General features: G+C 65.9%; 14 protein-coding genes and 1 pseudogene. 4 read left to right on the top strand and 11 right to left on the bottom strand.

All coding sequences use genetic code 11. The features are described from left to right. Positions 1 to 427: 427 nt before the first annotated feature. From ACIGKQ_RS03820 to ACIGKQ_RS03805, 4 genes are read right to left on the bottom strand one after another with little or no spacing between them, the layout of a single operon-like run. Positions 428 to 1,078, bottom strand: coding sequence for a 3-oxoacid CoA-transferase subunit B (locus ACIGKQ_RS03820; RefSeq protein ID WP_235725480.1), 651 nt, complete (start codon positions 1,076 to 1,078; stop codon positions 428 to 430). 9 nt (positions 1,079 to 1,087) lie between these two features. Beyond that, on the bottom strand, positions 1,088 to 1,885 hold the full coding sequence (locus ACIGKQ_RS03815; protein WP_266059871.1) for a CoA transferase subunit A: 798 nt from the start codon (positions 1,883 to 1,885) through the stop codon (positions 1,088 to 1,090). Continuing rightward, a complete protein-coding gene (gene pcaD / locus ACIGKQ_RS03810) occupies positions 1,882 to 2,652 on the bottom strand; it encodes a 3-oxoadipate enol-lactonase (RefSeq protein WP_396572377.1) in 771 nt (256 codons plus the stop codon). The genes ACIGKQ_RS03815 and pcaD overlap by 4 nt, the downstream gene beginning before the upstream one ends. Beyond that, positions 2,649 to 3,872 carry an acetyl-CoA C-acetyltransferase gene (locus ACIGKQ_RS03805; RefSeq protein ID WP_396572375.1) on the bottom strand — a complete coding sequence of 408 codons (1,224 nt, stop codon included), beginning with the start codon at positions 3,870 to 3,872 and terminating at the stop codon, positions 2,649 to 2,651. The genes pcaD and ACIGKQ_RS03805 overlap by 4 nt, the downstream gene beginning before the upstream one ends. 76 nt (positions 3,873 to 3,948) lie before the next feature. Here ACIGKQ_RS03805 and ACIGKQ_RS03800 point away from each other — a divergent pair, with 76 nt between their 5' ends. Beyond that, positions 3,949 to 4,839: a LysR substrate-binding domain-containing protein gene (locus ACIGKQ_RS03800; RefSeq protein WP_266059875.1), complete on the top strand. Its 891-nt coding sequence runs from the start codon at positions 3,949 to 3,951 to the stop codon at positions 4,837 to 4,839. A 2-nt stretch (positions 4,840 to 4,841) separates the two neighbouring features. On the opposite strand, the gene ACIGKQ_RS03795 is transcribed toward ACIGKQ_RS03800, so the two are convergent. Both ACIGKQ_RS03795 and ACIGKQ_RS03790 read right to left on the bottom strand, forming a co-directional pair. Beyond that, positions 4,842 to 6,626 (bottom strand): substrate-binding domain-containing protein, encoded by a 1,785-nt coding sequence (locus ACIGKQ_RS03795; protein ID WP_396572373.1) that lies wholly within the window; start codon positions 6,624 to 6,626, stop codon positions 4,842 to 4,844. A gap of 38 nt (positions 6,627 to 6,664) precedes the next feature. Next, positions 6,665 to 7,102, bottom strand: a complete 438-nt coding sequence (locus tag ACIGKQ_RS03790) for an SRPBCC family protein (RefSeq protein WP_396572371.1) — start codon at positions 7,100 to 7,102, stop codon at positions 6,665 to 6,667. Between ACIGKQ_RS03790 and ACIGKQ_RS03785 the strand changes: the two are divergent. After that, positions 7,080 to 7,664: pseudogene (locus tag ACIGKQ_RS03785) on the top strand (DNA-3-methyladenine glycosylase); the annotation flags it as partial. The gene ACIGKQ_RS03790 and the pseudogene ACIGKQ_RS03785 sit on opposite strands and share 23 nt — an antisense overlap. Positions 7,665 to 7,692: 28 nt before the next feature. Here ACIGKQ_RS03785 and ACIGKQ_RS03780 read toward each other — a convergent pair. Genes ACIGKQ_RS03780 through ACIGKQ_RS03770 form a run of 3 tightly spaced genes read right to left on the bottom strand, consistent with a single transcriptional unit; the run spans position 7,693 to position 11,655 of the window. Then, entirely contained in the window at positions 7,693 to 7,968 is a 276-nt protein-coding gene (locus ACIGKQ_RS03780; RefSeq protein ID WP_396572369.1) for an antitoxin, read from the bottom strand. 10 nt (positions 7,969 to 7,978) lie between these two features. Further along, a complete protein-coding gene (locus tag ACIGKQ_RS03775) occupies positions 7,979 to 10,483 on the bottom strand; it encodes an HAD-IC family P-type ATPase (RefSeq protein ID WP_396572367.1) in 2,505 nt (834 codons plus the stop codon). After that, a complete protein-coding gene (locus ACIGKQ_RS03770) occupies positions 10,480 to 11,655 on the bottom strand; it encodes an MBL fold metallo-hydrolase (RefSeq protein ID WP_372475324.1) in 1,176 nt (391 codons plus the stop codon). The genes ACIGKQ_RS03775 and ACIGKQ_RS03770 overlap by 4 nt, the downstream gene beginning before the upstream one ends. A gap of 195 nt (positions 11,656 to 11,850) precedes the next feature. Between ACIGKQ_RS03770 and ACIGKQ_RS03765 the strand changes: the two genes are divergently transcribed. After that, complete coding sequence (locus tag ACIGKQ_RS03765) at positions 11,851 to 12,474, top strand: TetR/AcrR family transcriptional regulator (RefSeq protein ID WP_235725471.1); 624 nt, start codon at positions 11,851 to 11,853, stop codon at positions 12,472 to 12,474. A gap of 92 nt (positions 12,475 to 12,566) precedes the next feature. On the opposite strand, the gene ACIGKQ_RS03760 is transcribed toward ACIGKQ_RS03765, so the two are convergent. After that, positions 12,567 to 14,279, bottom strand: coding sequence for a cytosine permease (locus ACIGKQ_RS03760; protein WP_266059882.1), 1,713 nt, complete (start codon positions 14,277 to 14,279; stop codon positions 12,567 to 12,569). Between the two features lie 404 nt (positions 14,280 to 14,683). On the opposite strand from ACIGKQ_RS03760, the gene ACIGKQ_RS03755 reads away from it, so the two are divergent. After that, positions 14,684 to 16,276 carry a DUF222 domain-containing protein gene (locus ACIGKQ_RS03755; RefSeq protein WP_396572364.1) on the top strand — a complete coding sequence of 531 codons (1,593 nt, stop codon included), beginning with the start codon at positions 14,684 to 14,686 and terminating at the stop codon, positions 16,274 to 16,276. A 7-nt stretch (positions 16,277 to 16,283) separates the two neighbouring features. Here the strand turns inward: ACIGKQ_RS03755 and ACIGKQ_RS03750 are convergent, their stop codons facing one another. Beyond that, complete coding sequence (locus ACIGKQ_RS03750; protein ID WP_396572362.1) at positions 16,284 to 17,015, bottom strand: enoyl-CoA hydratase; 732 nt, start codon at positions 17,013 to 17,015, stop codon at positions 16,284 to 16,286. Positions 17,016 to 17,061 lie beyond the last annotated feature (46 nt).

The following is a 17,061-nucleotide window of genomic DNA, read 5'->3' as shown; positions in this document are numbered from 1 at the left end:
CGAGACCGAGCCACCCCACCTGGCCTCGATACGCTGCCTCGCCTAGCGGCTCGGTAGCTACTCGACCAGCGACGAAACCGCTCAGTAGCTATCCTTGGATCGAGTCGGCACTGAGCCTGCGACAGGTCGGCTCGAGAGCGCGAGCCGGTGGTCGAGTAGTCGACGAGCCGCTAGGCGAGTCGACGTATCGAGACCGAGTCACCCCACGTGGCCTCGATACGCTGCCTCGCCTGGCGGCTCGGTAGCTACTCGACCAGCGACGAAACCGCTCAGTAGCTATCCTTGGATCGAGTCGGCACTGAGCCTGCGACAGGTCGGCTCGAGATCCGCCCAACCAATGGACGAATAGTCCACCATCCGCCCAACCGAGGGTCGACGTATCGAGATCGACGAGCGACAGAACCACTCGACCAATGGGCCGCACGGCTCAGTTGACCAGAGCAGAGGTCCGATCAGTGAGTGGGGCACCGGTTTTGGCCTGCGCATCGGCGAGCGTCACGTCCGGCGCCAGCTCGGTGACATCGAAACCCGAACCGGTCACGTCGAATACGCCGAGATCGGTGATCACCCGGCTGACGACCGACCGTCCGGTGAGGGGCAGCGAGCATTCGGCCACCAGTTTGGGGTCGCCCTTCTTGGTGGTGTGTTCCATCAGGACGATGACCTGACCGGCCCCGTTGACCAGGTCCATGGCGCCGCCGATGCCCTTGACCATGGCGCCGGGCACCATCCAGTTCGCGAGGTCGCCGTTGGCGGCCACCTGCATCCCGCCGAGTACCGCGACGTCAACGTGTCCACCGCGGATCATCGCGAAACTCGTTGCGGAGTCGAAGAAGGAGGCGCCCGGTAGGACGGTCACGGTCTGCTTTCCGGCGTTGATGAGATCCGGATCGACCTGGTCCTCGTAAGGGTACGGTCCGACGCCGAGGATGCCGTTCTCCGCGTGCAAGGTGATGCCGGAGTCATCCGGCAGATGATCGGGAATCATCGTGGGAAGCCCGATTCCGAGGTTCACATAGTCCCCGCGGCGCAGCTCTCGGGCGGCCCGCGCGGCCATGTCGTTGCGTGTCCAGGTCATGGTTGTCTCCTAGGTGAGTGCCGGCTCGGCGTCTGCGGCGCTCGGCCGTACACGAGTGGTGCGCTGCTCGATCTCTTTGCGGGCGGCCTGTTCCGGGGTCAGTTCGACGACCCGCTTGACGAAGATGCCTGGCAGATGGATGTCTTCGGGTGCGAGTTCGCCCACCTCAACGACCTTCTCGGCCTCGACTATGGTGGTGCGTCCCGACATGGCGGCGGGAGGGTTGAAGTTTCGTGCGGCCGCATGGAATTTGCAGTTTCCTGCCTTGTCCACCACCGCGGCCCGGATCAACGCATAGTCGGTGACGATGGCTTCCTCGAGCACCATGTCCTGACCGTTGAAGGTCCGCACCTCCTTCGACGGCGACGCCAACGCGACGCTTCCGTCGGGGTGGTAGCGCCACGGCAACCCACCATCGGCGACCAGGGTGCCCACACCCGTCGGGGTGTAGAAGGCGCCGATGCCACTGCCGCCGGCACGCATCCGCTCGGCCAGAGTGCCCTGCGGGGTGAGTTCCACAGTCACCTCGCCGGCCAGGAACTGCCGCCCGAACTCCTTGTTCTCACCGATGTAGGAGGCGATGACCTTGTCGATCTTGCGGGCTTCCAACAGAAGTCCGAGGCCGGCCCCGTCCACTCCGCAATTGTTCGACACGATGGTGAGGTTGCCGGCGCCCTGCTCGAGCAGTGCCTCGATCAAGAACCAGGGGATGCCGGCGAGTCCGAAGCCTCCCACCGCCAGACTTGCCCCGTCGGGGATGTCGGCGACGGATTCCGCCGCCGATGCGGCCAGTTTGTCGATGCTCATGCCTGCTCCAGGTGTTCGATGAGTGCGGGAGTGATGATCTCGGGTTGTTCTGCATTGGCCAGGTGTGCCGACTGCTCGACGACCAGCAACCGGCCGTCCTTCACACTGTCGGCGATCTCGGCCAGTTTCGGCGGCGGAGTGGCCGGGTCGTCGGCGCCCGCGATGGCCAGGGTTGGCGCGCTGATCGTGGCCAGATCACCGCGTTGGTCCATCATCGCGATGGCCTCGCAGCAGCCGGCGTAGCCTTCGGCGGGCGTGGCAGCGACCATGTCCTCGTAATATCCGGCCGAAGCCGGGTTGGCAGCGAGATATGCCGGAGTGAACCACCGCTGCACCACAGCCTCGGCGACAGCACCGGTCCCGTGCTCGCGCACGGTGGCCGCCCGGTCGGACCACGCCGATGACGGCGTGAGCTGAGCTCCGGTGCACAACAGCACGAGCCGGTCGACCCGCTCCGGATTGCGGGCGGCGAGCCGCATCGCCGTCATCCCGCCGAGCGAGAGTCCCACGATGTGTGCGTGCGTAACCCCGAGCCGATCCAGCAGCGCCACAACGTCGTCGGCGAGATCGTCGATGGTGTACGGCCCTGCCGGTACCGGCGTTTCACCGTGACCGCGGGTGTTGTAGCGCACGACCCGGAACCGTTGTTCGAGCGCCGGCACTTGGGCGTCCCACATGTGGTAGGTGGATCCAAGCGAATTGGACAGCACCACAACGGGTCCGTCCGGACGCCCGGTGACGACGTGGTCGACCTCGACGGCGCTCACTCGACCACCTCGAAGATGGCAGCGAGTCCCTGTCCGCCACCGATACACATCGTCTCCAGCACGTGGCGGGCATCGCGGCGGCGGGCCTCGTGCGCGGCGGTGGCCAGAATGCGTGCCCCGGTGGCGCCGATCGGATGTCCCAGTGAGATCCCAGAACCGTTGGGGTTCAGCCTATCGTCCTCGGGGTCGACCTTCCACTCGGCCAGCACGGCGAGCACTTGCGCGGCGAACGCTTCGTTGAGCTCGATCAGGTCGATCTCGTCGAGGGTGAGGCCGGCCCGCTCGAGCGCGGACGCGGTGGCGCTCACCGGCCCGATACCCATCGTCTCTGGCGCACAACCGGTGACCGCCCACGACCGCAGCGCGAGAACGGGGTCCAGACCACGCCGCTGCGCCTCGTCGCGAGTCGTCACCACGCACATGGCTGCGCCGTCGTTCTGGCCGGACGCGTTTCCGGCGGTGACGGTCGACTCCGGATCGATCTTGCCCCGGATCGCCCGCAGCTCGGCCATGGATTCCACGGTGGCATCGGGGCGGGGATGCTCGTCGCGATCGACCACCACGTCCGGTTTACCTCGTCGCCCGGGTACGGTCACGGGTACGAGCTCCTCGGCGAAGCGGCCTGCCTTGTGCGCGGCGATCGCACGCTCATGTGATCGCACCGCCAGGTGGTCTTGTTCGGCACGCCCGATGCCGTATCGCGCACGGAGATTCTCGGCGGTCTCGATCATGCCACCGGGCACCGGATGGCGCTCACCGCCGGCGGTGAGCCGCCCTCGGTCGAGCCGGTCCATCAGCTCGACGCCGCCTTGACGCACGCCGGTCCGCAGCCCGAGTGCGTAGTGCTCGACATTGGACATCGACTCGGCGCCACCGGCGATCACCAGGCGGGCACCCCCGGTGGCAACCTGAGCTGCGCCGTTGAGCACTGCCTGCAGTCCGGACCCGCAACGCCTGTCCACTTGCATTCCGGGCACTCCGGTGCCGAGGCCCGCGTCGAGCGCCGCGATCCGGCCGATCGCGGGGGATTCACCGCTTGCATATCCCTGCCCCAGCACCACGTCATCGATGTCGCCATCGCCCAGGCCGGTCCGCGTCGCGAGCTCACGCAGCAATCCGGTGGCCAGGTCAGTGACCGTCAAACGAGCGAGCGCACCCCCCATGCGCCCGACGGGTGTGCGCAGTGGCGAGCAGATGACGATGTCGGTTCCGGAGGTCATACAACTACGATAAGAACCTGATTCGATATTGAGAAGTATCTATTTCGGTCACAGTGATATGTGTAAAGTCTTAATGATGGAATTGCGCCATCTGCGATATTTCCGCGCGGTCGCCGAGGAACTCCACTTCGGCCGAGCCGCAGAGCGCCTGCACATCGCACAGCCGCCGTTGTCGCAACAGATCCGACAGCTCGAGGCCGAACTCGGGGTGACCCTGCTGGTTCGCTCGACCCGCCGGGTGGAACTCACGCCGGCTGGGCACGCCTACCTCGAGCGCGTGGAGTCGATTCTGGACGCGGTCGACGTCGCGGGAATCCAGGCACAGCGAGTCGCCGAAGGTCGGGCGGGCACGCTCGCGGTCGGCTGTGTGGGCTCGGCGACGTACTCACTGCTGCCGCGGCTGGTGCGGGCGCTACGCGAGGAGCTACCCGACCTCGAGGTCAGCGTGCACGGCGAGATGCTGGCCCCGGCTCAGCTGTCGGCGCTGGAGACCGGGGAAATCGACATCGCGCTACTGCGTCCACCGGTGGGTAGCTCCGATCTGGTGGTGGACATCATTCGCCACGACAAACTGTTCGTCGCGGTCCCCGAGGACCTGCCCATCGGCGCCGCCGATGGCGTGCACGCCGAGGACCTGCGTGATGCCGAGTTCATCGCCCACGTCGGTCATGGCCGATCGGTGATGAACGGGGTGCTGGCGACGATCTGCGCCGGAGCCGGATTCGTGCCGCGTATCCGCCACGAGGTGGCCGAGACCTCGACGCTGGTCACGCTGGTGGCTGCCGGGCTCGGTGTCGCCCTGGTTCCCGAACCCACCGCCGCGCTGGGGATCGCCGGTGTGCGCTATCTCCCCCTTCGGCCGGGCGCCCCGACCGTCGAGCTCGCGGTGGCCCGACTCGCCGGTGAGCCGTCGCCGGCGATCGAGCACGCGCTCACCGTCCTACGCCGTGTCGCGGTTGGCTCCTGACTTCAGCGGCCGGCTGCGGCAACGCGCGCCTGGATGGCGTCGACGAACACGTTCTGGATGTCCTCGGGGGTCTCCGCGACGTAGGTCGACCCGCCGGGCGTGGCCTCGGCGATCTGCTCGAGCGCGTCGGTATCGGCGTCATCGGAGATACCGATGGTCAAGATCAACACCGGGCGGGCGGGATCCTCCAGCGACTTCAGCTCCGACAACAACTCGTCGAGGCTGATGCTGTCCGGATCCTCGTTCTGACCATCGGTCATGATGATCACCGAGTTCGAGTAGTTCGGGTCGTAGCTGTTCTGAACCTCTTTGAAGGCCGCGAGGGTTGTGTCGTACAGGCCCGTACCACCGCCGAGCTGCGATGGCGCCAGACCACGCTGCACCGCGCGGCCGAGCTGGTCACGATGCGTTCCGCCGCCGGCCGAGTTCGCGTCGAGACGCTTGATGGGCGACATCCACTTCCAGTCCTGACCGGGACCACCCTTGTCGATACCGAACGCCCACCCCCCGATCGAGGCGTTGTTGGGGAACAGTTTCAGCCCGGTCATCGACGCGTCGATGAGCAACTCGGCGCGGGTGGTATCCCCGGCAGGCGCGGCCATCGAACCGGAGGTGTCCTGCACCACCAACGTGCGGATCGGCACGCCGAGCACCTGCCATTGCCGAATGGCCTTGTCGACCTGGGAGGAATCGTCGAGCTGCAGTCGCTGCACCTGCCCCACGCCGGCGTTGTCGGGCAGCGGGTCACCGTCCGGATTCCGGTAGCCGGATTCGTTGAGCGCCGCGAGTCCGTCGTCGGAGGCGAGTCGGTCCATCAGCGCCTGTCCGGCCTCGGCAGCCGTGTCCTGACGGGACGTGCTCGCCGTGTTGACCATCGGATAGTCCAGCATCACGGTTCCGTCTGCCGGCACCGACGCGGTCAGGCCGGCATCACTGTGTGTCCGCATGTACAGCAGATACTGCTGCTCGGTGGTGACCACCGGAACACCCGTGGCGTTCGCGAGGTTCAGCCGGGCGCCGTCGCTGTCGTTCTCCAGACGTGCGTTGTTCTGTTGGACCGCGAGCACCGTCATCGCCGACGTCAACTCGTCCTCGGTCAGTGCGCCCCCGTTGACCTCGGTGAGTGCACCGACGATGGGGGCATCCCCGGTGCTCGTGTCGATTGGGCTGCCGGTACGCAGATCTGGCAGCTTCATCACGTCGACCCAGCTGTTGAGTTCTGGAACGTCCTTGCCGACGACGACTGTCGGCGAGGTGGCGATCGACGGGGAGACCAGATTCAGGTCCCGACGCACCTGGGTCAGGACCCGGCGAGCCTGGATCTGCGAATCGGCCACCCACAGGTCCGGCGCCTGCTCGCCACTGGTGAGCTGCCCGGGAACCTCCGCGCCGGCAACCCCGCTGACCTGATAGTCGAAACATGAATCCGCGGACGCCTGCTGCGCGACCGACTGCAGTGCGCTGGTCATCGCCGGATCGGAGGCGACCGCCACCGATGTCCGGTCGCCGCAGCCGACCGCGCCGGTTCGCCACAGGACGAACCCGGTGACCAGCGCGACCACCAGGATCAGCGCCGCGATGCCCCAGATCAGGCCCCCGCGGCGACCCGACGATGACCGGCGATGTTCGAAACCGAATCCGTCATCGCCAGATGCGGGGCGCGCAGGCGCGGCAAACGGTCCACTGGCCGGCATGTCGATCGGACCGCTGCGTGATGCCGACGGTTCATTCGGCCCGCCCGATCGCGGCGAGCGCGGTTGATCCCCGTCCGAACTATGACGCCCCACGCCGTCTCCCCCTTGTCACGCAATCAATACGCGGTGGATCAGCCGAAAACCGTGCGGAATGTCGTCAACGACTTGCGCAGATCCCCGGACACCGCCATCGCCGCCGCCTTGCCTGCGGGGCCGATGAGCGGCAGACCACCCAGATCGACAGTGAACGTTACTGTCGAACCGGCATCGGTGGGAAGGATGCCGAGATCGAGCTTGGCCTTCACCCCACCTTTGCCATTGCCTTTGAGGCGCACCTGCTCGAACGGTCGGTACGTCTCGATCAGCCAGTCGAACCGGACCCTGGTGCCCTTGACCTTCACCACCGACGCCAGCGTCACGCCCGCCGCGAGTTCACCAGCACTGGGCACTGGCGAACGCCACCCGTCGTGCAGCAGCAGCCACTCGGAGAACCTCGACAGATCCGACGCTGCCGCCCAGGTATCCTCGACGGACAAGTCCACGTCGATGGAGTCACTCGTCTTGGCCATGGTCAGTGAGCCTAGCGTCAGCCTCGAGGCCCGAGCCCTACTGGGCGCCGTTCTCGTCGGTCACGGAGTCGCCGCCCGCATCACCGAGGTCGAGGCCTACGGCGGCCGCGACGACCCGGCGTCACACGCGTACCGGCGTACCCCCCGCTCGGAGATCATGTACGGGCCGCCCGGACGCCTGTACGTCTACCGCATCCATGGCCACCACTGCGCGAACGTGGTGACCGGCCCCACCGAGCAGGGGGCGGCGGTCCTGATCCGCGCCGGGGAGATCGTCGACGGCCTGGCGACCGCGCGCGACCGACGGCCCACCGCCGGCAACGACGCTGCGCTGGCGCGCGGCCCCGGCAACCTGACCCGCGCCCTCGGGATCACGATGGCCGACCTCGGCACCGACCTCGGCGAACCCCACCCGGTTCACCTCGACGCGACGGGGCGACCGGCAGGTGTGCACATCGCGGTCGGCCCGCGGGTCGGGGTGCGGTTGGCCGCCGACGTCGCATGGCGCTACTGGATCGTCGGCGACCCCTCGGTGTCGGCCTACCGACGCCACCCGCGCGCTGCTGCCGCCGGCGATCCCGAGGCAGGCCTCACTGCTGAGGCGGATTCGGGTTCTGCTGGGTCGGGTTCTGCTGGGTCGGGTTCTGCTGGGTCGGGTTCTGCGGGTTCCGCTGGGGCGGTTGCGAATTCGGATCATTCGACGACTCGGCGCCGACGGCCTTCTTGACCGCGTCCTGCGCCTTGTCGACGTGACCGGCATACTTGCCGCCGGTCGCTTTGTCGATGTAGGAGCCACCCTTTTCGATCAGGTGCGGGTTGCCCCGGAGCGTGTTCTTGGCCTTGTCCACGAGTCCCTTGAGATCCATACGGACCACCCTAGTTATTTCTCGGCGAATGCGACGCCCGCGCATCCCGAACCGCGATCAATCCGGGTACCACTCGTGACACCGCTTCGACGGCGGCCACACCGACGGCGCCCACCATGACCGCCACCGAGACCATCTGTACGTTCGACGAGTCGAGTCGGAACAGTTCCTGAGTCCACGACCAGGTGAAGATGAGCACGTAGGCCCCCACCGACAGCGCCAGCAACACGACTTTCCACCAGGTGTACGGGCGGGCCACCACCGCGAGCACATAGAGCGCAACCATCAGCAGGGTGATCAGCGCGGCAGTGGCGGCCTGCGTCTGTTCCGGGGTGAAGTCGATCGAGTCCTTGGCCCCGACAGCCATCTCGTTGCCGCCCGGGTTGACGATGATGTAAGTCGCGAAGGTGGCGAGCCCGACGATGATCCCGTTGGGTACCGCCTGCGCCAGGACTCGGCGGACGAATCCGGTTCGTGCGCGCTCGGAGTTGGGCGCCAGGGAGAGGACGAACGCCGGTATTCCGATGGTGAACCATGCCGAGATGGTGACGTGGATCGGCTGGAACGGATAGCTGATCGACCCGAATCCGAACACCTCACCGCACACGCCGGCCAACCCCACCAACAGGGCAAGCAGGACGGCGTACACCGTCTTGGTGAGAAACAGGTTCGAGACGCGCTCGATGTTGCCGATGACCCGACGCCCCTCGGCCACCACGTATGGAAGGGTCGCGAACTTGTTGTCGAGCAACACGATCTGGGCCACCGACCGCGCCGCGGAACTCCCGGAGCCCATCGCCACCCCGATGTCGGCGTCCTTGAGTGCCAGCACGTCGTTCACGCCGTCACCGGTCATCGCCACCGTGTCCCCGCGGGACTGCAAGGCGGCAACCATGGCCCGTTTCTGATCGGGCCGCACACGGCCGAAGGTGACGCCGCGGCCGACGACGTCGGCGAGTTCGTCGGTGTCGGTTGGCAACGACCGTGCGTCCACCGAAGTCGCCGGGCTACCGAGCCCGAGCGAGGCCGCGACGGCTCCGACCGACGCAGCGTTGTCCCCGGAGATGACCTTCACCTGTACCCGTTGTCCGGCGAAATAGTCGAGTGTGTCGCGTGCGTCGGGTCGGACCCGCTGTTCGAGCACCACCAGCGCGATCGGTGTCACGGTTCCCGGCGCCACCCGGTCATCCGATGGAGGTGTGTCCACGGCGACGTCGGTGCGCGCCAACAGCAGCACGCGCAGGCCTTGCACACCGAGCTCGGCGGCGTCGGCGGCGACGTCGCTGTCCGCATCGAGCAGAACGTCGGGAGCACCGATCAGCCAGTTACCCATGTCGGCGTCGGTGGTGTCGTCGCGGAACGACATCCCGCTCCACTTCTTTGCCGAGGTGAATGGCTCGAGCGCGCTCATCGTCCAGCGAGGCGGATCGGGATAGGCCTCGGCAAGTGCTTGGATGCTCGCGTTGGGGCGCGGGTCATGCGCCGCGATCGCTGCCAGCACACGGTCGACCTCGCCGACTTCGGTCGCGTCGACGGCGTCGACTCCCCGGGTCAACCGAACCTCGGCGAGGCGCATCCCGTTCTCGGTGAGCGTCCCCGTCTTGTCGGCGCAGACCACGTTGACACGCGCCAGGCCCTCGATGGCGGGCAGCTCGTTGACGAGACACTGCCGCTGACCGAGCCGGACCACGCCCACCGCGAACGCGATCGAGGTCATCAGCACCAGCCCCTCGGGCACCATCGGCACGAGTGCGGCAACCATGCCGAGCAGCGCCGCGCGAATGCCGTTGTCACTGATGAACAACTGATTGATGATCGTGAGGATGCCGGCCGGGATCAACAGCCAGGTGATCACCTTGAGGATCTGATCGATACCCGATCGCAGTTCCGAGGAGACCAAGGTGAACTTCGACGCCTCGGCGGCCAGCTGCGCGGCATACGCGTCCGCACCGACCCTGGTGGCGCGGTAGGCGCCCGCCCCCGCGACCACGAAGCTGCCGGACAGGATCGGGTCGCCGGGCGTTTTGTCCACGGCATCGGCTTCACCGGTCAGCAGCGACTCGTCGACGTCGACGGCGAGCGCCTCGACCATCTCACCGTCGACCACGATCTGATCGCCGGGGCCGATCTCGATGATGTCGTCGAGCACCACCTCGTCGGGAGCGACGTCGGTCGACTCACCGTCGCGGCGAACGACAGGCCGGGCCTGACCGACGATCGCCAGTTTGTCCAGCGTCCGTTTGGCCCGGACCTCCTGGATGATTCCCACACTGCTGTTGGCCACGATCAACAACCCGAACAGGCCGTTGATGAGCGAACCGGTGGACGCGACGATGACGAACAGCACGCCAAGGATGGCGTTGATGCGGGTCAGCACATTGGCGCGGACGATGTCGAAGACCGTCCGCCCGGAGCGGTCCGGCCGGTCATTGACCTGGCCGTCGGCTACCCGGCGCGCGACCTCGGCAGCGGTCAACCCGGGGTTGTCGGCAGTCTCGGTCGTAACCTGTGTCACGCGCTCTTCTCCCACCAGCGCGGCATCTCGAGCCCCGTCCCGGTCCGGTGGAGCAGATGCACGGTGCCGCCCGGCGGCGGAATCAGTACGTCGGTGGGATTGACCACTGCCGCCGGCAGCAGCCGTGCGATCGGATCCCCCCAGGAATGTCGGGCCAGGTTGAAGGTGCCCCAGTGGATGGGGATCATCACCGATTCGCGATCACGTGCAAGCATCCGGTGCACCACGACGGCCTCTTCCGGCGTGACGTGCACATCGGGCCACACCGGGTCATAGGCACCCACTGCCGTCAGCGACGCATCGACCGGGCCGAGCCGGGCAGCGACATCTTCGAAGTGTTCCGAGAACCCTGTGTCGCCCGAGAAGAAGACACGGTGTACCGGGCCGGCCATCACCCAGCTCCCCCAGAGCGCCAGATTGCGGGACAGCGAACGTCCGGAGAAGTGCCGCGCCGGGCAGCAGATGAAGGTGATGTCGCGTCCACCGGCCGACACCGTGACCTCGCCCCACCAGTCGGCCTGATCGATCCGGTCGGCGGCCACGCCCCAGGCGATGAGATGTGCGCCTACCCCGATCGGTGCGACGAACCGTGCCTGCGGATGCAGCAGCGCCAGGTCGACAACGGTCGCCATGTCGAGGTGGTCGTAGTGGTCGTGGCTGATCAGCACCACATCTATGGAGGGCAGGTCGGCGACGGTGACCGGCGCCGCATGCATCCGGGCCGGTCCAACGGTCTGCGACGGCGAGCAGCGACGACTCAGGACCGGGTCGGTGAGCACCCGCACCCCGTCGATCTCGACGAGCACCGACGCGTGCCCGAGCCAGGTGATCTGTAGGTCTTCGACGTCGCCGGAGAAGGCGGGCGCCAACACCGGAACGGGCCGACGCGGCTTGCCCGGGCGACGGGCCATGTCGAGCACCACGCGCAGATCGGCGTCCACCTGCGACGGCGCATGGTCGAGGTTGCGGAAGAACCCGTCGCGCAGATTCGGTGAGCCATGCGTGAAAGCGCCGATCTCAGTGGCACTTGCACCAAGGGCGCGTGCCGCCGGCACGCCCCCGCGGGCCAGGGAACCGGTCGCCGACTCCAGCGCAGTCCGTCCGGCCGCCGCCAGGGTCGTTGCGGCGCGTCGTGCCAGGCCCGGGGACACTGAGCCGATCGTCGAGGTCACGGACCCAGGGTAATGCCGTCGCACCCGATGCCGCGGATGGATCGCCCGCCACGGCGTTCATTGCGCCGCGCCAGACGAAACTGTCCCCATTCATGGGGCCATCCAGCACATCCGGTCCGATCTGCACTGATAGTCTGCTTCGGATATGTTCACCGCGCATGCGCAGGTCGCAGGCGCTCAGGGGGGTAATGCGGTTTGGCACGGATGTCAGTCGAGCAACGACGGACGGCGTTGATCGAAGCCGCCTACCGAGTCATCGCCGACCACGGTGTGGAGGGGGCGACGACCCGCCGCATCTGTTCGCACGCCAATATGCCGCTGGCGAGCTTTCATTATGCGTTCGACAGCCGCACATCGTTGTTGAGCGCGGTCATGGAAACCGCGGTCCCCTCGGACATCGGCCGGATGCTCGAGGCGATCCTCCCGATGACGGCCGACTCCGAGGCGCGCGGCGTCGAGGCGATGCGCAAGAACATGCAGGCTCACCTCGAGGCCTTCTACCGGCTACTCAAGGCCGACCCCGGACGTATGCAGGCGACGATCTCACTCGGCATCTACGCCCACAATCACGCCGAGCTGCAGGCTGTCGGCAAGCAGATGTACCAGCGGCTCTACGAGGTCGCCACGATCGGCCTCGAGGTTGCTGCCGAGCGGTCCGGAGTGCGCTGGATCGAGCCGACAGCGAACCTCAGTCCGGTGATCATCGCGACCACAAACACGATCACCTTGACCTATCTGAGCACGTCTGACGACGTGGCCATCGCGAAGATCATCGAATTGATGGTGACCGCACTCAGCGCTTACCTCATCGAGGACTGACCGAACGGAGATGTCGAGGCGCTGCCGGATCGTTCGGTGAACGATCCGGCAGCGACCACAATCAATGTGTGATGACGCTCAGTGCGATGTCATCAGGCCGGCGGTTGAGCGGGCAGCACATGTTCGCCGGTCTTGTCGCAGGACAGAGCCAGCGAACTGATGTACTGCTTCTCGCCGTTGGGCCCTGGCACGTTGGAGGCGATCATGTCCGGACGCTCGAAGTCGATCCCGGTCACGCAGCATGTGAGGCGAACGTCGGTGGGGTTACCGTGCTCGTCGTACATCGGGATGTCGATCCCGTCGTCGGTGCGGCGCAGGTAGTACTTGCCCTGTGTCGCCGTGGCGATGATCGGCGGCAGCACCAGCGCGAGGATCAACGCGACCAACGGTGAGTACGGCTGGATGGCATCGCCGAACACGTGGAAGTACACCATGATCGACACGCCCCCGGCCACGATCACCGACACGAAGCCGACCGGGTTCACGTTGTAGAGCATGCCGCGGCGGAACTCTGGCTCCTTGGGCGAGATCTTCAGCAGATACTTGTTGATCGCGATGTCGGAGGCGACCGTCACGATCCACGCGATCGCGCAGTTGGCGTAGAAGTTCAACAGTTCGTTCAGGAAGCTGAACATGTTGGCTTCCATCAGCGCGATGGCGATGGCGACGTTGAACACCAGGAAGACGAGCCGGCCCGGGTAGGTCTTGGTGACCCGGGTGAAGCTGTTGGTCCACGCCAGCGAGCCCGAGTAAGCGTTCGTGACATTGATCTTGACCTGGCTGATCACCACCAGGATCACGGCGAGGGTCATTGCCAGCCAGTGCGGCATGAACTCTTCGTAGACGGCGAGGAACTGCTGGACGGGCTCATTGGCCACACCCGCCTGTTCGGCGAAGTTCATGATCAGATAAACGGCCAGGAACAACCCGACGATCTGCTTGATGGCGCCGAAGATGACCCATCCGGGGCCAGCCGTCAGCACGGCGGTCCACCATTTGCGATTGTTCTCCGGCGTCTTGGGCGGCATGAAGCGCAGGTAGTCGATCTGCTCGGCGATCTGGGCGATCAATGAGAGACAGACACCGGCGGCGAGCATCGTTCCGGCAAACGACACGCCATGACCTGCTTGGCCATCGGTTCCGCCGCTGAACGCGAAGAAGTCACCGATCGCGTCGGGATGCTTGATCACCAGATAGAGGAACGGGAAGACCATCATGATCAGCCACAGCGGAGTCGTCCAGACCTGCAGCTTGGCGAGGGTGTTCATGCCGTAGATCACCAGCGGGATGATCAACACCGACGACAGCAGATAGCCAAGCCACAGTGGGATGTTGAGACCCAGTTTGAGACCTTGAGCCATGATCGAGCCCTCGAGCGCGAAGAAGATGAACGTGAAGGACGCGAAGATGACGTTGGTCAGGACCGATCCGTAATAGCCGAAACCGCTTCCGCGCGTGATGAGGTCGAGATCGATGTTGTAGCGCGCCGCGTAGTAGGCCAGCGGATAGCCGGTCAGCACGATGACGATCGCGAAGAACGCGATCCCGAGCAGTGCATTGCCGGTACCGTTGGCGATGCCGACGTTGGCACCGATCGCGAAGTCGGCCAGATAGGCGATGCCACCCAGGGCAGAGATGGCGACAACACCCGGGCCCCACTTGCGATAGCTCCGTGGAGCGAATCGCAGTGTGTAGTCCTCGAGCGTCTCGCGTGCGGCGGCGGCCTGCGCACCGGTCGCGACGATACTGTGTTCAGCGCTCTCGATCTCACCGATGTCCTCGGTGAATTCCGATTCTCTCGACATACCTCTCCCTCACCGGACCCGGCATCAACCAGGGGTGGTCAACGCCTTGGCTGAAAGTAGGGACCAAGGGTTTCGGTCACTTGATCGATATGTTTCGTCTGTGAAAACTGCGGCGCGGCATGAAGTTCGAGGCTCCTAATGTCCGATTTGGGCGTATTTTGGGATTCATGGGACACGCATTCGTGGCGGTGCGCACGTGCCCAGTCGCGCGCATGTCGAACCGACGAGATCTACCGCTGACCTGCAGGAACGTTCTTGTCGGTGGGGTGTCGTAGATTGGTGTCAGCGAGATCGACGAAGTGATGATGTGAGTCGGGCGGGCCGTGAATGTCGGCCTGTTCCTTTCGGAGATATGTGGGTTGTGGTCTCGTGCTGCCCCCGTTGCTGTCTCTGGAAGGTGTGTCGTGTCGGGTCCGGGTTGGTCGATCGCGTCGTGGTGGAGTGACCCGTCGCCGTGGCCGGACCTACCGTCGCTGTTCACCGGCGGGTTACCGGCCGAACAGGTCGGGTCGCGGGAGACGAATGATCTGCTCGGCGCCTTGATCTCCGATGCACGCGGTGAGGCATTCCTGGCGTGGCATCGCTATCAGATCGCCGCCGAACTCCACACCCGCCTGGTCGGTGCTGAATCCGATGATCACGCCCTGTTGCTGCATGACGGGTTCGCCGACTGCGCGGCGCGGATCGCGGTGAGCCAGGGCATCAGTCAGGGTGCGGCCGAAAAGTTCCTGCATCAAGCGGTCGCGTTACGCGACCGTCTGCCACAAGTGTCGGAGCGGTTGCGCGATGGTCGGATCACCGCCGAGTTGGTCACCAAGATCATCTCCCGCACCGAACTGGTCGATGGGCAACCCTATGCGGCGGCAGTCGATGCCGAGATCGCCGCCGACCTCGACGCCCACACCACCGCCTGGTCGGCGCACCGGCTGCGCGACATGTGCGATCGCATCATCTTCCGGCATCATCCCGATGCGGTACGTGAACGTCGCCGCGAGGCCCTCGACAAGCGTGGTGTGCACTCCAAGAACACCGGTGACGGGATGGCCGAGATCTCGGCGACGATGGCCGCCGAAAACGTACGCATCGCCGCCGAGGCGGTCCGTGCACTCGCCGACGCAGTGTGCGACAACGACGAACGAACCCGCCAGCAACGGGCCTCAGATGCGATGTTCGCGCTGTTGTCGGGCACACCGTTCGAATGCCTATGTGGTGTCGACACCTGCACCGCCGTGATTCCCGAGGCGACCACGGTGCCACCGGCGGATGCGAAGATCGTCATCCACGTCGTGTGTGACGAGGCCACCCTGGATGGTGCTGAGCATGCCGGATTCATCGACGGCTACGGCGTCATCGACGACGCACATGTGCGGGAGTTGGCGGCGCGTAAGGACGCGGTCATCAAGCCGTTGGTGCCCGAGGGCACCGTACCCGTCCCGGATGGCGGGTTCACGCTGGATGCGCATCTGCCGTCGGATCCGTATCGGCTGTCCTCGGCGTTGGAGACGTTCATCCGGATTCGGGATGCCTACAGCGTTATCCCCGGTAACGACACCCCCGCGTGGCGCGCCGATATCGATCACGTCGCCGAATACAACCATGCTGATCCGGGCAGGGGTGGTCAGACCGAACCGGACAATCTGAACGTCAAAGACCGCTTCTCCCACATCCCTAAGACGTTCGGGTCGTGGCTCGACGACCAGTACCGCGACCGCTTCGGAAGGCTACGAACGGAGTGCATCACTCCCGAAGGCCTCGTCATCGGCGGGGATACCGAAAGCATGGAGAAACTGTTCCCCGGCCTACGACGTATCCGATTCAAACCGCCACCACCGGCGGCCGACACAAGCACCGACACAACAACACCACCATCGCCGAAACCCCCCACCCGCTCCACACCTCGGGTGGCAGCCAAACACGCCCGCCGACAGCAAGAACGCGAACGCAACCGACAACGACGGGAGGAAGCCGAAGCCGCCGACGACCGTGATGAGGACTAGTCGGACACTAGCGTCCGGAGAACTTCGGCGCGCGCTTCTCGGCGCGTGCCGCCCGCCCCTCTGCGAGATCGTCGCTCTCCCAAGCCTGCATCATCGCCGCGAGTCGATCGGCGGCGGGTTCGGTGCGCGCACCGTCCTCATTGAGGACCATCTTGTAGTGCCGCAGGGTCAGCGGCGCGAGATCGGCGATCATGGACGCCCAATGCTGCGCGTCGGTCACATCCCCGATGCGATTCGCAAACCCCAGCGCATGCGCCCGATCTGCCGACAAGGGATCACACCCGATGAGCATGCCACGCGCCTGACCGGCGCCGACCAGCGACACCAGGCGCCGGATGGTCCACTCGTCTACTGCGACTCCGATCTTCGCGGCCGGGATACCCGCTATCGCATCGGGCGCCATCACGCGCAGATCGGCCGCCATGGCGAGTTGCAGACCCGCCCCCAGTGCCGAACCGTTCAACGCGGCGATCACGGGAATCGGGGTGGCCTCGATCTGCTGCAGCGTGCCCACCAGTCGGTCCAGAAACCCCGGGTCGTAGACGGGCCCGGACAGATCAGCGCCCGCGCAGAACACCGATCCGCGCCCGGTCACCACGATGGCCCGCGCGCCCGCATCGACCGCGGAGGTGAAGGCGTCCGACAATCCGGCAAGCATCTGCTCGTCGAGAGCGTTGCGCTTGTCGACCCGGTCCAGCTCGATGGTCACAACGGTCCCAGTGGCAGACGAGTGGATCATGAGCCGAAGCCTACCCATCCCCCGGGTTCGGCGTCTGTGCCCACGG

The organism is Gordonia sp. NPDC062954 (assembly GCF_044543825.1).
Classification (GTDB): Bacteria; Actinomycetota; Actinomycetes; order Mycobacteriales; family Mycobacteriaceae; genus Gordonia; species Gordonia tangerina.
The sequence above is the reverse complement of the archived record's forward strand: the minus strand, read 5'-3'. Positions and strand labels throughout refer to the sequence as shown.